Below are 12,829 nucleotides of genomic sequence, written 5' to 3'. Positions count from 1 at the left end.
CCCGCAACCTCGTCGACCTGCTGCTGTCCGCCCGGTTCGCCGGCGCCGCCGGATACCCCGTCCCCACCTGCGACATCCAGGCCCCCGCCTTCGACCGCGGCGGCTACTGGCGCGGCCCCACCTGGATCAGCACCAACTGGCTCGTCTGGTACGGCGCCCTCGGCCACGGGTTCCCCGTCGTCGCCGACCTGCTCTACGGCGCGACCATGCGGCTCGTCCGCCAGTCCGGCTTCCGCGAGTTCTTCGACCCGTTCGACGGCACCGGGCGCGGCAGCCACGACTACGCCTGGACCGCGGCCCTCGTCCTCGACCTCCTCGGCGCCCGCCGGGCACCGCAGGCCGCCTGATCTCCCACCCCGTTCGATCGCCTACCGTGGGGGCATGCGCCTACGCCGGGGTCCCCTGCCGTCCGCGGTCCGCGACGCCCTCGCACTCGAACGGGGAGAACGCGTCCTCGCCGCCGCCCCCACCCGCGGCGGCTCCCACGTCACCGCCACCACCTCGGCACTGCACATCCCCACGACCTCCGGCGGATACGCCCGCATCCCCTGGGAACGCGTCGACCACGCCACATGGAAGGACGGATGGCTCCACGTCCAGGAGACATCCGCCGGTGCCGCACACGACATCGGGCTCACCGACCCGGGATCCGTCCCCGAAACCGTCCGGGAACGCGTCACCGCGACGATCGCCGTCAGCCACCAGGCCGTGCTGCCCGGCGGCGCCAAGGTCCGCATCGCCGGCCGCCGCCCCGCCACCGGCGGCGACGTCCGCTGGACCTTCGTCTTCGAACCGGGAACGGACCCCGCCGACCCGGGCCTGCGGGCCCAGGCCGAACAGGTCCTCGAAGAGCTGCGCCGCCAGACGGGCCTCTAACCGGGATAGACCTGCGGGGGGTGCTCCTCCTCCGCCTTGCGGCGGCCCGGCACCTGCTGCGGCACCCGGTCCCGCATCTGCCCGGCCTTGCCCGCCAGGTCCTCGCCCTTCGCGCGGATCTTGCCCGCCGCCTCCTGCACGTTCGGGTTCTCCGAAACCTGCTGGGACAGCCGCTTGATCTGCTCATAGCGCTCACGCCCGGCCTTCGTCCCGAAGACGTAGCCGATCGCGGCGCCGGCCATGAACATCATGCGAGTCTTCACGTCAATCTCCCACCGACGGCGAATTCGTGTGACCCCCTATACCCGCCATCGCCGCGCCCACCCATAACGCAGGCGCGAACAGCCCCGGACATGCGCTAACCTAGAGCCGCACCGGGGCCCAACGGCCCCGGACGCACGTACGATCCCGCGTAGCTCAATCGGCAGAGCATCTGTCTTGTAAACAGAAGGTTAGGGGTTCAAGTCCCCTCGCCGGCTCCCAGCTCAAAGGCCCCTCCGCCGCCGGAGAGGGCCTCTTTGCTAACAGGTACAGCAGAGAAGTACGCCCCGTCTCTGGGCGGTCGCAGATGACCCCGAGCCGTACTTGAGTGCCACCGTGACCCGCTCGGAGGAAGATCTCCTTGGGCAGGCTGATCTTGCTGTGCTGAAGGACCTGCATCGCGGCCCGGGGGACGGACGTCCAGCGCTGCCAGCAGCTTGCCGCCGGCGTCCTAGCTCCGGATGACCTTGACCCCGCGGCGACGCCCGTGACCCCGATGTGGGTGAGCTGCTCACGGGCATCGAGCACCGCATCGACACCCCCAAGACCTGACCGACCGCTCTTGGCCGTCGCAAAGCCATTCGCTGGCCTCACTGAGTCCTTCGCTGGCACACTCCACACACCTCTGAACGATCCGGGAGTGGGTATGGTCTGGGCCATCGTCGAACGATTCATCGGCGCGATCGTCCTGCTCGTCGTCCTGCCGGACTACCTCAAGGAACGCCACCTGGCCCGCAACGGAGTGCGGACCCGTGCCGAGGTCGGCCGGACATACGACCGGGTCTCCGTCCTGCGGCAAGGGATCGCACGAACGTACGACCTGACCTTCACCACCGCCGACGGCACCCGCATCACGACGCGCCATGCACCCAACCGGATCTTGGAGGGGGGCTGGGAGCCCATCGTCTACGACCCCAAGCACCCCAAGGACCTTCTCCTTGCCTCCGACCTCCCCCCGAAGCCCATCTACGTCTACGTCGGCATTGCCAGCACGATCTTCTTCGCGATCTTCCCGCCGTCCGTGCTCGCGACTCTGGCCTGATCACTCAAGGCGGCCCTCCGGGCGGGACTGCCCAATGAACGGCAGATCCGATGATCAAGGAGATGCCGGGGAGACCGTTTGGAGATTAGGGGTTCGAGTGCCCCTGCCGGCTCCCAGCTCGAAGGCCCCTCCGCGTCCGGAGAGGGCCTCTCTGCTCTCCCTGGCCGGTCCTTGCTTCAAGGTGCGGCTGTTCGGCTCGTGCTCCACGTGTATGGAGGGCGGTGGGGCGGTTTACGGTGGGTTTTATGGCGTTGGTTGTGGGTTCGCGGGTTGCTGGGCCGGGGGGCGCGGAGGCTGTCCGGTGGTGGATGCGGATGGCCCGGGATCCGCTCGGGACGTACGGGGCGCTCGGGCGGCGGTACGGGGACGCGGTTCGGGTGCCGTTCGGGGTCGGGCGGGCGCTTTATGTGCTTTCGCGGCCCGAGTACGCCGAGCATGTTCTGGTGGCCAACCAGGCCAACTACGTCAAGGCGTTCACCTACCGGCCGCTGCGGGCTGTTCTCGGGGAAGGGCTGCTGACCAGCGAGGGGGAGACGTGGCGGCGGCATCGGCGGGTGGTGCAGCCGGTGTTCGCGCAGCGGCACGTGGTCGGGTTCGGGCCGCAGATCGTCGAGACGGCCGCGGCGGCCGTTGAGCGGTGGCCGGACGGGGTGCTGCTCGACGCGGCGGGTGAGCTGCGGCGGATGACTTTGGACATCGTCGGGCGGGCCTTGTTCGGCAGTGCGCTCGCTGGGGAGGCCGAGCGGACGGGGCGTTCCCTGGAGGTCCTTCAGCGTGGTGCCGTCGCGGGGACGTTCCTGCCTGGGGCGGCCGCTAAGCGCGGCGTGTACCAGCGTGTGCCTGGGCTGGGTGGTGCGCTCGGGCAACTGGACGGGTTGGTGCAGCGCGTCATCAAGGGGTCGTCCGGTGGGGAGCTTCTGCAGTTGCTCAAGGAGCGCGGTGAGTTCTCCGAGGCCGAGCTCCATGATGAGGTCCTGACGCTGTTGCTGGCGGGGCACGAGACTACGGCTGCGTCGCTGGCGTGGACGTTCGTGCTGCTTTCCCGGTTTCCGGCCGCGCGTGAGCGGCTGGAGCAGGAGGTGGACGCGCTTGGTAGGGAGCCGCGGGCCGAGGACGTCGACCGGTTGCCCTGGACGAAGGCCGTCCTCGAAGAGGCGATGCGGATCTACCCGCCCGCCTGGACGATCGAGCGTGATGCCCTGGAGGAGGATGACATCGCGGGGGTTCGGGTTCCGGCGGGGTCGACCATTGCTGTGCCGCCCTATCTGCTGCACAGGAATGTGGAGATCTGGCCTAACCCGGAGGGGTTCCAGCCTGAGCGGTTCATGGGGGAGACAGAGCGTTCCCGGTACGCGTATCTGCCGTTCGGGGGTGGACGTCGCATCTGTGTAGGGGCCGGGTTCGCGATGCTGGAGGCCGTCCTGGTGCTCGCGACCGTCAGCCGTACTCACCGGCTCGACTTGGCGCCCGGTATCAAGGTCCCGATGCGGGCGGAGATCACGCTCCGGCCGGCCGGTCCCGTGCCCATGCGGGTGACGCGGAGGGCCTGACAGGCGGAAACCGGCCTCGGGCATGTGACGGTGGGTCCTTAATGGGCACACGGAGGGCATGAACATCACAGGCATCATCAGCGCGATCGTCATCGGCGCGATCATCGGTGCGCTGGGACGGCTGCTGCTGCCGGGCCGCCAGCCCATCGGCGTCATCCTGACCGTGCTCGTCGGTATCGCCGCGGCGATCGTCGGGACGGCGATCGCGCAGTCGGTCGGCGTGAGCACGACGAACGGGATCGACTGGATCGAGCTGGTGTTCCAGATCGGCCTGGCCGTGCTCGGCGTCGCGATCGTCGCCGCGCTGAGAGGGCGCGGCAGGAAGCGTCACATCCAACGCTGACCCGGGTCAGGCGCGGTCTTCCGCCGTCCGGGGCCGGGGCTGGGGGAGGCGGAACAGGTCGCCCAGCCTGGCCAGGACGTCCCTGTCGCCGGACGCGGTGGCCGCGCCCTCGCCGATCAGTGCGGCGAGCGTCGACCGTCCGGCGGCGAGGGCGAGGAACGCCTGCTCGTCCATCGTGATGACGGCGTCCGGGGGCTGTGCCGGGCCGTGCGACATCTCGATCGAGCCGTCGTCCACGCGGGCCTGGAGCGTTTCGTCACCGATGCGGAACTCGTAGACGGCGCGCAGCCCGGCCGCCGCCCGGGGGTCGAAGCACGCCTTGAGTCCCAGTACCGCCCAGTTCGGGTGGAAGGTCTCACCCTCGCGGCGCTCACCGAGCGCCCATTTCATCCCCCACCGGGCGAGTTCCAGGATCGCCGGGCCGAGTTCCTCGCCCGCCTCCGTCAGCGCGTAGGCGGGGGTCCGGGCGGGCGCCGGCAACGTGATCTTGCGGGCGAGGCCCTCGCGCTCCAGATGCTTCAGCCGGGCGGAGAGCAGGCCGGTGCCGAGGCCCCGCAGGCTGGCCTGCAGGTCGCCGAACCGCTTGGGGCCGGTCAGCAGCTCGCGGATCAGCAGCAGGGTCCAGCGCTCGCCGACGAGGTCGAGGGTGCGCGCGGTCGCGCAGTACTGGTTGTACGTCCGCTGTTCCACCGCATCACTCTAGGGCTCGGCGACATCCAGGAGCAGCCGGGCGACCTGCTCCGGGTGGGTGACCATCAGGTCGTGCGGGCCGTCCGTCCCCAGCGTCCGGTAGCCGAGTTCCTTGCCGAACCGGTCGAACGGATACGTCTGCGGGCGGCAGTAGACGGCTGTTCCCGGTATCCGGTCGACGGCCCCGGTGAGGCGTGTGGTGTCGGTGAAGGTGCGCAGCGGCTGCGGCCGGAGGCGCGGGACGAGCCGTGCCGCCTCGTCGGGGTCGGTGATGCCGAACGCGTCCGGGGGAGGTGCGGGGATGTACGTGCCGTCCGACCAAGCCCGGACCACCTCGACGAAGAAGTCGGGCGCCAGGGCGAACAGGCTGGAGCCGTCCGGGCCTGCCCATCCGTCCACCAGGACGATATGGGCCACTCTGTCGGGGTGTGCGTCAGCCGCTTCTCGTACGACGAGCCCTGCGTAGCTGTGTCCGACTAGGACGACCTCTTCTGACGCGGTGTCCAAGGCGGTGATGACGTCGTCCACGTGTTCGCGTAGGCCGACGTCGCCTTCCCGTAGTAGGGGGACGATGGTTCGCGCACCGGCCCGATGAAGGAACGGCGTCACCTTCTCCCACGCCCAGGGGCCGTGCCAGGCGCCGTGGACGAGCACGAACGTGGTCATGCGGAACGCTCCCGTTGCAGAAGGGGTAGGACGAGGCCGGCGAAGGCGTCCAGGTCGGCATCGTGGTCGTCGGTCGCGAGCCGGATCACGACGTGCCGCGCTCCAGCCTCGATGTAGGAGTTCAGCCACTCCGCGACCTCGCGTGCGGTCCCGGCGAACATGGCCTGGATCGACTGGATGAACTCCAGAGGGGCGTCGTAGTAGCGCTCCACACTCGTTCGCAGGCGTTGCTGGGCTCGCTCGGCGTCCTCGTCCAGGCAGACGGTCGCGTACAGGGCGGGCGTGACGGGGTGCTCCGCCGCCTCTTGGACGAAGGCACGTTCCTCTGCGTACGTCCCTACCGTGGGTGGGTAGGGCAGCCAGCCGTCGGCGAGGCGAGCCACCCGCCGCAGGGCCGGTCCACCGCCCGCCAGCCAGATCGGTGGTCCGCCGGGCCTGGCCGGTGGGGGAGCGAGCGTCACGTCCTCGAAGGTGAAGTGCTCGCCCCGGTGCGAGACCGCGCCCGTGCCCGACCACAGTTTCCGCATCACCTCGACCGACTCCTCCAGGCGGCCGCCGCGGCGCCTGTAGGGCACGCCGATCGCGGTGAACTGGGCCTCGGTCCGCGGGTTCGGGAAGCCGGCGCCCATGCCGGCGATCAGCCGTCCGTCCGACAGCCGGTCGAGGGTGGCGAGCTGGTGGGCCAGCAGGATCGGGTGCCGCAGCGCGGGCAGCAGCACCGCCGTGCCGAGCGCGACCCGCTCGGTGGCGTGCGCCGCGGCCGCCAGGAGGAGCAGCGGGTCGGCGCGCGGCCTGGTCACCGGGCTGTCGCCCGCCCACACCGAGTCGAAGCCGAGCGCCTCGGCCCGCCGCGCCTGCTCGGCCAGCCGTCCCGGATCATGCCGGTCCAGCACGGCCTGCTCCCGCGTCGGCAGCAGATAGCCGACCCGCGTCTCCGCCATGACCCCTCCTCGCCGATGCGCCCGACTCTAGAGGAGTACTTCCTGTTTTTGAAGTGGCTAGTTCAAATTCGAGAAGTTGGCCTAGTCCTGTACGAGGGTGACCGGGCCCGTCGAGGAGTTGGCCGCCGCCCACAAGGTGCCGGTCCCGGGCACGGTGGTCAGTGCCCTGACGGCCATGTCGTCCGTGCCCCACGGCATGGACACGGGCGTGCGCTGCCAGGTGCCGCCCGTGTACGACAGCAGCATCGGCCGGCGCTTGCGGTATCCGTCGACCATCACGGTCTCCTGGCCGCCCGCCCAGATGGTCCCCGAACCGTCCACGGCCAGGCGGAAGTACTCGATCTCGCTGGGCAGGTTCACCTGCGACCAGGTGGAGCCGTTCCAGCGGACCACGTAATCGGCGCCCGTCACGGTCGCCCAGACGTCGTCGGCTGCGACCGGTAGCACGCTGGTCAGTCCCGGGTCGTCCCGCGTGTAGGGCACCGGCTGCCAGGATTCACCGTCCCAGTGCGCCACGGCAGGGTCCTGGTCGGGCCCTGCCCTGCCCACGGCCCATGCGTCGTCGGCCGTCCGTGCCTGCACGTCCATGACGAAGGACATTCCCGTGCCATGGCTGGGCTGCCAGCCGCCGCCCGTCCGGCGGAAGAGCGGCGTGTCGCCGCTGGACGTCGCCAGCCATGTCCCGCTCGCGCCCGCGAGCACCTGGTACCAGGCGTCGATCGGCGGGTCGACCTTGGTGAAGGCGGTGCCGTCGAAGTGGGCCAGGTACCGCACCCCGGGCTCGACGGCCGTCGCCGACACCCACACGTCGCCGGGCGCCGCCGCGGCGACCGTGGACATCGGGGCGTTCCCGCTCCAGCCGGGCAGCGCGTACTCCCGCCAGCGCGTGCCGTCCCAACGGCGGACCACGGGGTTGCCCTCGCTCTTCCAGGTACACCCCCACGACGCGATCTGCGGGATGCAGACGGCGCCCTGCACGCCGCTCACCCACACGTCGGAGGGCCCGGCGGACGAGATGTCGGTCAGGCCCGCCTTCGGCCAGAGGAAGGGCAGGCCCACGCGGCGCCACTCCCCGGCCGCCGCCGCGGACGGGGGTGCGCTCGCCAGTGCCGTGATCGTCGCCGTGGAGAGGAGCAGGGCCGCACCGGCCATGACACGTTTCATGCGACAACCATGCCAGTGAATGCTGGCGCTGTCCTAGGCCCAATGTGGCCTCCCGGGAGTGCCGCCGGGTTCTCATTCCATATCTCGCCAAACGCGGGTCGCGGACGGTGAAACTTTGCTCTCATAGAGCGATCAATCGATTGCTGAGAGTTATGTCCGGCCAGGGGAGGCCAGATGATGGGGGACTCGGAGGTCACGGGGCGCCAGGGGGGCGAACCCGGACTTTATGCGTCCATAGCGGGATATGAGCGGTTCCAGCTGCTCCGGGGGCGGGTCCGGCGGGCCGCGCTGGTCGTCGGCACGGTGTTCCTGGGGTGGTACTTCCTCTATGTCGGCCTGTCCGCGTTCGCCCGGGACTTCATGGCGCGGACGGTCGTGGGGCACGTCAACGTGGCACTGCTGCTCGGCGTCCTGCAGGTGCTGTCGACGTTCGCGCTGGCCTGGGCGTACGTGGCGTACGCGCGCCGGCGGCTGGACCCGCTGGCCGGTGAGCTGCGGTGATCGAGCACCACGGGGTGGCGCTGACGGTCTTCGTCACGCTCATCGTGCTCACCCTGGGCATCACGGTCTGGGCGCGGGTCAACACCCGGGGCGCCGACGACTTCTACGCGGGCGGACGGACGTTCTCCGGTCCGCAGAACGGGGTCGCGCTGGCGGGCGACTACATGTCGGCGGCGTCGTTCCTCGGCATCGCCGGGATCATCGCGCTGTCCGGATACGACGGGTTCCTGTACTCGATCGGCTTTCTGGTCGCGTGGCTGCTCGCGCTGCTGCTGGTCGAGATGATGCGCAACGCGGGCCGGTTCACGATGGCGGACGTGCTGTCGGTGCGCGTCCGGCGGCAGGCCCCGGTCCGCCGGGCGGCCGTCGTCTCGACCGTGACCGTGTCGGTGTTCTACCTGCTCGCGCAGATGGTGGGGGCGGGCGCGCTGGTGTCGCTGCTGCTCGGCATCCACAGCGGCGAGCGGTTCCTCATGATGTCCGCGGGCACCGCCAGGACGGTGACGATCATCCTGGTCGGCGCGCTCATGATCTTCTACGTGGCGTTCGGCGGGATGAAGGCCACCACCTGGCTGCAGATCATCAAGACGGCCCTGCTGCTCGCCGGTTCGGTCGTGCTGACGGCGCTGGTGCTCGGCCGGTTCGGGTTCGACGTCAGCTCCATGCTCGGCTCCGCCGCCGGGTCGAGCGGGCAGGGCGAGGCGTTCCTGCGGCCGGGCCTGCGGTACGGGCAGGACGTCCCCGGCGACGCGTACCGGACGATCATCAACAAGCTGGACTTCATCAGCCTGGCCGCCGCGCTGGTGCTCGGCACGGTCGGGCTGCCGCACATCGTCAACCGGTTCTTCGCCGTCCCGGACGGCCGCGCCGCCCGCACGTCGGTGTCCTGGGCGATCGGGCTCGTCGGCGCCTTCTACCTGATGACGCTGGCGCTCGGCTTCGGCGCGGCGGCCCTGGTCGGCCGGGACGCGATCGTCGCGCAGGACCCGTCCGGCAACACCGCGGTGCCGCAGCTCGCGCAGGCGGCCGGCGAGCACGTCGGCGGGCACCTCGGCGGCGACCTCATGCTGGCGTTCATCGGCGCGGTGGCGTTCGCGACGATCCTCGCCGTCGTGTCCGGGCTGGTGCTGGCCTCGTCCACGTCGCTGGCGCACGACTACTTCGGCCAGGTGCTGATGCTCGGGCGCCCGCGCGAGTCGCAGGAGGTGACGGTGGCCCGGTTCGCGGCGTTCCTCGTCGGCGCGCTGGCCATCGCCCTCGCGGTCGTGTGCCGGAACCTGAACGTGGCGTTCCTGGTGGCGCTGGCGTTCGCGATGGCCGCCGCGGCCAACCTCCCCGCGATCGTGCTGTCGCTGTTCTGGCGGCGGTTCACCTCGACCGGGGTGGTCGCTGGCATCTACGGCGGGCTGGTCAGCTCCCTCGTGCTGGTGTTCTTCTCGCCGGTCGTGTCCGGGAAGACCGATCCGGTGACGGGCGAGAGCCTGTCGCTGTTCCCGGCCGGCGTCGACTTCCACTTCTTCCCGCTGGAGAACCCCGGCCTCGTCTCGATCCCGGTCGGGTTCGCGTGCGCGGTCGCCGGAACGCTGCTCGGCCGGGAGCAGCCCGACCAGGAGCGCTACGACGACCTGTCGGTGCGGGCCCTGACCGGGGCGGGCTCTCACTGACCCCCCGCTGACGCGGTGACGGTTCCGTGACGCTCCGGTGACGGTCCGGTGCCCCCGCCCGGACGGCGGCGTGCCGGTGCGGGGGCGGGTACCGGGGGGCGGCTAGCATTGCGTGCCAACGCCGGTTACCAGCGGGTATGGGCGGCGGTCGTACCGGGGCGGCCGCGGTACGGCGCGCGGGTCGCGGACGGAAGACGCACACTGTCCCGGACGTGCCCCGATGCGCCGAGTGCCCGGGCGACGGCCGGTTCGCGTGGCAGAATGTCAACCCGTCGTGGAGCGGTGGTCTGCCGGGGAGGGAGGTGCGGCGGCGTGTCCGGAACCGGTCGACGCCGTCCAGCGCGAGTCCGACCGGCGACCCGGCTCGGCGCCCGGACGACCGCGGTCCTCACCGTCCTCACGCTCGGCGCGGCCGTGGCCGTGCCCGCCCAGGCGATCGCGGGACGGGCCGCGAACCCGGGGCCGCGCGGCGCGGCCACCGGGACGCTCGTACACGCGCCGACCGACCAGATCCGCGACCGCGAATGGCACTTGGAGGCGCTGCGCGCCCCGCGGGCGTGGCGGTACTCCAAAGGACGCGGCGTCACGGTCGCGGTCCTCGACACCGGCGTTGACAAGAACCACCCCGACCTCACCGGGCAGGTCATCAACGGACCCGACCTCACCGGAGGGGTGCGCGCCCCCGGCAGCCGCTACTGGGGCCTGCACGGGACGTCGATGGCCAGCATCATCGCCGGGCACGGCCACGGCCCGGGGCTGGCGCAGGGGATGATGGGCGTCGCGCCGCAGAGCACCGTCCTGTCCATCCGCGTCACGCTGGAGAACGACGACCCGCTGCGGCGCGACAACGGGCAGCCGAGCGAGACCGGTGACCGCGACGCCGTCGCCCAGGGCATCCGCTACGCCGTCGACCACGGCGCCGAGATCATCAACATGTCCCTCGGCGGCGGGCGGCAGTTCTACAACGGCACCAAGTCCCAGGAGAACGCGATCAAGTACGCCCTCGGCAAGGGCGTCGTGCTGATCGCGTCCGCGGGCAACGACGGCTCGGGCGCCAACCGCAAGAACTTCCCCGCCGCCTACCCCGGGGTGATCGCCGTCGGTGCGCTCGACCGCAGGCTGCGGCTCTGGCGGGACAGCAACCGGCGCTCCCACGCCTCCGTGTGCGCGCCCGGCGTGGACATCGTCAGCGCCGACGCCAGCAACGGCTACGTCGTCGGGACGGGCACCAGCGCCTCGTCGGCCATGGTCGCCGGTGTCGCCGCCCTCGTCCGGTCCCGGTACCCGAGGCTGACCCCCGACGAGGTCCGGCGGGCGCTGGTCCAGGGGTCGCCCGCCCGGCCGGGGCAGCCGACCGGGTCGACCGCCTGTCCGGGCACGGTCGACGCGCTGCGGACGCTCTACGCCGCGCACGCGATCAACAAGACGTCCAGCGGGCCGGTGCAGACGCCGCCGCCCTCGCCGGCACCCGAGCCGGTGGCGGACAGCCCCGTCGAGGACACCGGCGTCCTGCTCCCGCTCGTGCTGGGCGGTGGCGGAGTGCTGGTCGTCGTCGGGCTCGTGCTCGGCTGGCGCCAGCGGCGCCGCCCGGGGGAAGACGCCGACGAGACGGACGCCGTGCCCGACTACGGGCTGCCGGCCGCCGCGCCGGCGCCGCGCCCGCCCGCTCCCGCCGCGGCGTCGGCCGCGCCGGGATCCTCCGCGGGGGCCGCCGCCGGGGTCGCGCCGGTCAACGCGCCGCTCTGGCAGAGCACCGACGTGTACCAGGGGCCGTCGCCTTCGGCCGCCCCGCCCTCGCCCGACGAGTCCCCGGCATGGGCGGCGTCCGAGGACGGCCTGCAGTTCGGCGACGTGCCTTCGGACGGCACGCCCGGTGGTACCGGGCTGTGGGACGGGTCCTCCGAGGACGGCCCGCAGGTCGGCGACGCACCGCTCGAAAGCTCGTCCGATCCGCACGGGCGGTGGGGTCGCGCGTCTGAGGACGACGCGCCCGGCGAGCCATGGGGCGGAAGCCAGTCGCCGCTGGACACCGCGCCCATGGATCCCTCGTGGGGGACCCCTTCGGCCACGGGAGGCTGGTTCGACCGCGGGGATCCGCCGCAGCCCGAACCGGTACCGCTGGAACCGGCCCCGGCCGAACCGGAGCAGCCGCCCGTCCTGCCGCACAAGCTGCGCCCGTTCGATCCCAGTGAGTTCTCGGCGAACGGCCGGAACGGGCAGGCCGGTCACCTCAACGGGCACACGCCGCCGAACGGCCACGACGCCGGGAACGGCCACGACGCCGGGAACGGGCATGACGCCGGGAACGGGCACGTCGGTATGAACGGGCAGGGCGGTGTGAACGGGACCAACGGCGCGAGCCTCAACGGCTCGGGGACCGATGGGCAGCCCGAGGACGACGTGCCCGGCCTCGACGACGACGAGTGGGAGGCGTTCCGGCGCGGCACCCTCGACGGCCCGGAGGCCCCGCCCGCGCCCGCGGACGGATGGGCGACCGGCGCGCTGCCCGAGTCGCCGCCGGCCGAACCCGGGCACCGGCACGAGCCCGCGGACCGGCCGGACGGCGAGCAGCAGGGGCAGCGTCCGCGGCGCGCCCGCCCCACCGACGACGAGGACTACCGCCCGCCCTGGTGGTGACGGCCCTCCGCTGAACGGCCTGGTGAACCCGGCTGCCCGGCCGGATCGACGCCGTCCGCCCCCGATACTCCGCCGTTCGCCGCGCGGTACTCCGCCGGGCGTAGCACGGGAGTCTCCGGCCGGACGATGTGGGGTGCCGTACCCGTCGCCGAGCATCGACGTATCCGAACACAGGAAGGGTCGATGAACGATGTTGACGACACTGGTGACGCAGCTGGGCCCGGGCGGCTGGCACGACGGCGGGGACGCCCCCGCGTTCTGGCCGGTCTTCCCGATCGCCTTCGGACTGTTCTGGCTGGCCGTGCTGGGCGCGGCGTTCTACCTGATCCGCCGCCGGATGAACAGCGGTGCCGCGGCGGCCGCGGCGGCGGCCGACCCGATGGCCAAGGCGCGGTCGGTGCTCGCCGAGCGGTTCGCCCGGGGGGAGATCGACGAGGACGAGTACATGCGGCGGGCTTCGACGCTCCGCAACGGGGACTGACCGGGGGCCCGCC

Annotated in this window: 13 protein-coding genes, 1 tRNA gene and 1 pseudogene; 10 read left to right on the top strand and 5 right to left on the bottom strand. The window is 71.8% G+C overall.

The window, feature by feature from the left end; all coding sequences use genetic code 11:
- Both E1266_RS08945 and E1266_RS08940 read left to right on the top strand, forming a co-directional pair.
- Positions 1–347: pseudogene (locus tag E1266_RS08945) on the top strand (hypothetical protein); the annotation flags it as partial.
- 34 nt (positions 348–381) lie between these two features.
- Complete coding sequence (locus E1266_RS08940) at positions 382–876, top strand: hypothetical protein (RefSeq protein ID WP_132045681.1); 495 nt, start codon at positions 382–384, stop codon at positions 874–876.
- On the opposite strand, the gene E1266_RS08935 is transcribed toward E1266_RS08940, so the two are convergent.
- Positions 873–1,139, bottom strand: coding sequence for a YtxH domain-containing protein (locus E1266_RS08935; RefSeq protein ID WP_132045679.1), 267 nt, complete (start codon positions 1,137–1,139; stop codon positions 873–875). The two genes, E1266_RS08940 and E1266_RS08935, sit on opposite strands and share 4 nt — an antisense overlap.
- Before the next feature lie 142 nt (positions 1,140–1,281).
- Here E1266_RS08935 and E1266_RS08930 point away from each other — a divergent pair.
- From E1266_RS08930 to E1266_RS08915, 4 genes are all read left to right on the top strand, one after another.
- Positions 1,282–1,359: transfer RNA gene (locus E1266_RS08930), tRNA-Thr, on the top strand.
- Between the two features lie 424 nt (positions 1,360–1,783).
- Positions 1,784–2,179 carry a DUF3592 domain-containing protein gene (locus E1266_RS08925; RefSeq protein WP_132045677.1) on the top strand — a complete coding sequence of 132 codons (396 nt, stop codon included), beginning with the start codon at positions 1,784–1,786 and terminating at the stop codon, positions 2,177–2,179.
- A 245-nt stretch (positions 2,180–2,424) separates the two neighbouring features.
- Positions 2,425–3,729: a cytochrome P450 gene (locus E1266_RS08920; RefSeq protein WP_132045675.1), complete on the top strand. Its 1,305-nt coding sequence runs from the start codon at positions 2,425–2,427 to the stop codon at positions 3,727–3,729.
- 58 nt (positions 3,730–3,787) lie between these two features.
- Entirely contained in the window at positions 3,788–4,072 is a 285-nt protein-coding gene (locus E1266_RS08915; RefSeq protein ID WP_132045674.1) for a GlsB/YeaQ/YmgE family stress response membrane protein, read from the top strand.
- A 6-nt stretch (positions 4,073–4,078) separates the two neighbouring features.
- Here E1266_RS08915 and E1266_RS08910 read toward each other — a convergent pair whose 3' ends face one another.
- The 4 genes from E1266_RS08910 to E1266_RS08895 form a co-directional block, all read right to left on the bottom strand.
- On the bottom strand, positions 4,079–4,762 hold the full coding sequence (locus E1266_RS08910; RefSeq protein ID WP_132045672.1) for a winged helix-turn-helix transcriptional regulator: 684 nt from the start codon (positions 4,760–4,762) through the stop codon (positions 4,079–4,081).
- A gap of 9 nt (positions 4,763–4,771) precedes the next feature.
- Positions 4,772–5,428, bottom strand: coding sequence for an alpha/beta fold hydrolase (locus E1266_RS08905; protein ID WP_132045670.1), 657 nt, complete (start codon positions 5,426–5,428; stop codon positions 4,772–4,774).
- Positions 5,425–6,369 carry an LLM class flavin-dependent oxidoreductase gene (locus E1266_RS08900; protein ID WP_132045668.1) on the bottom strand — a complete coding sequence of 315 codons (945 nt, stop codon included), beginning with the start codon at positions 6,367–6,369 and terminating at the stop codon, positions 5,425–5,427. The genes E1266_RS08905 and E1266_RS08900 overlap by 4 nt, the downstream gene beginning before the upstream one ends.
- A gap of 81 nt (positions 6,370–6,450) precedes the next feature.
- Positions 6,451–7,533 (bottom strand): hypothetical protein, encoded by a 1,083-nt coding sequence (locus E1266_RS08895; RefSeq protein WP_132045666.1) that lies wholly within the window; start codon positions 7,531–7,533, stop codon positions 6,451–6,453.
- Between the two features lie 174 nt (positions 7,534–7,707).
- Between E1266_RS08895 and E1266_RS08890 the strand changes: the two genes are divergently transcribed.
- The 4 genes from E1266_RS08890 (at position 7,708) to E1266_RS08875 (ending at position 12,816) form a co-directional block, all read left to right on the top strand.
- Positions 7,708–8,034, top strand: a complete 327-nt coding sequence (locus E1266_RS08890) for a DUF485 domain-containing protein (RefSeq protein ID WP_132045664.1) — start codon at positions 7,708–7,710, stop codon at positions 8,032–8,034.
- Entirely contained in the window at positions 8,031–9,698 is a 1,668-nt protein-coding gene (locus tag E1266_RS08885; protein WP_132045662.1) for a cation acetate symporter, read from the top strand. Before E1266_RS08890 ends, E1266_RS08885 begins: the two co-directional genes overlap by 4 nt.
- Before the next feature lie 312 nt (positions 9,699–10,010).
- Positions 10,011–12,335: a S8 family serine peptidase gene (locus tag E1266_RS08880; RefSeq protein WP_165965991.1), complete on the top strand. Its 2,325-nt coding sequence runs from the start codon at positions 10,011–10,013 to the stop codon at positions 12,333–12,335.
- Between the two features lie 190 nt (positions 12,336–12,525).
- Positions 12,526–12,816 carry a hypothetical protein gene (locus E1266_RS08875; RefSeq protein WP_207945507.1) on the top strand — a complete coding sequence of 97 codons (291 nt, stop codon included), beginning with the start codon at positions 12,526–12,528 and terminating at the stop codon, positions 12,814–12,816.
- Positions 12,817–12,829: the final 13 nt, after the last annotated feature.

The sequence above is a fragment of the Actinomadura sp. 7K534 genome, assembly GCF_004348575.1.
In the GTDB taxonomy this organism is placed as follows: Bacteria; Actinomycetota; Actinomycetes; order Streptosporangiales; family Streptosporangiaceae; genus Spirillospora; species Spirillospora livida.
This window is presented reverse-complemented; position numbering and strand designations above follow the sequence as displayed.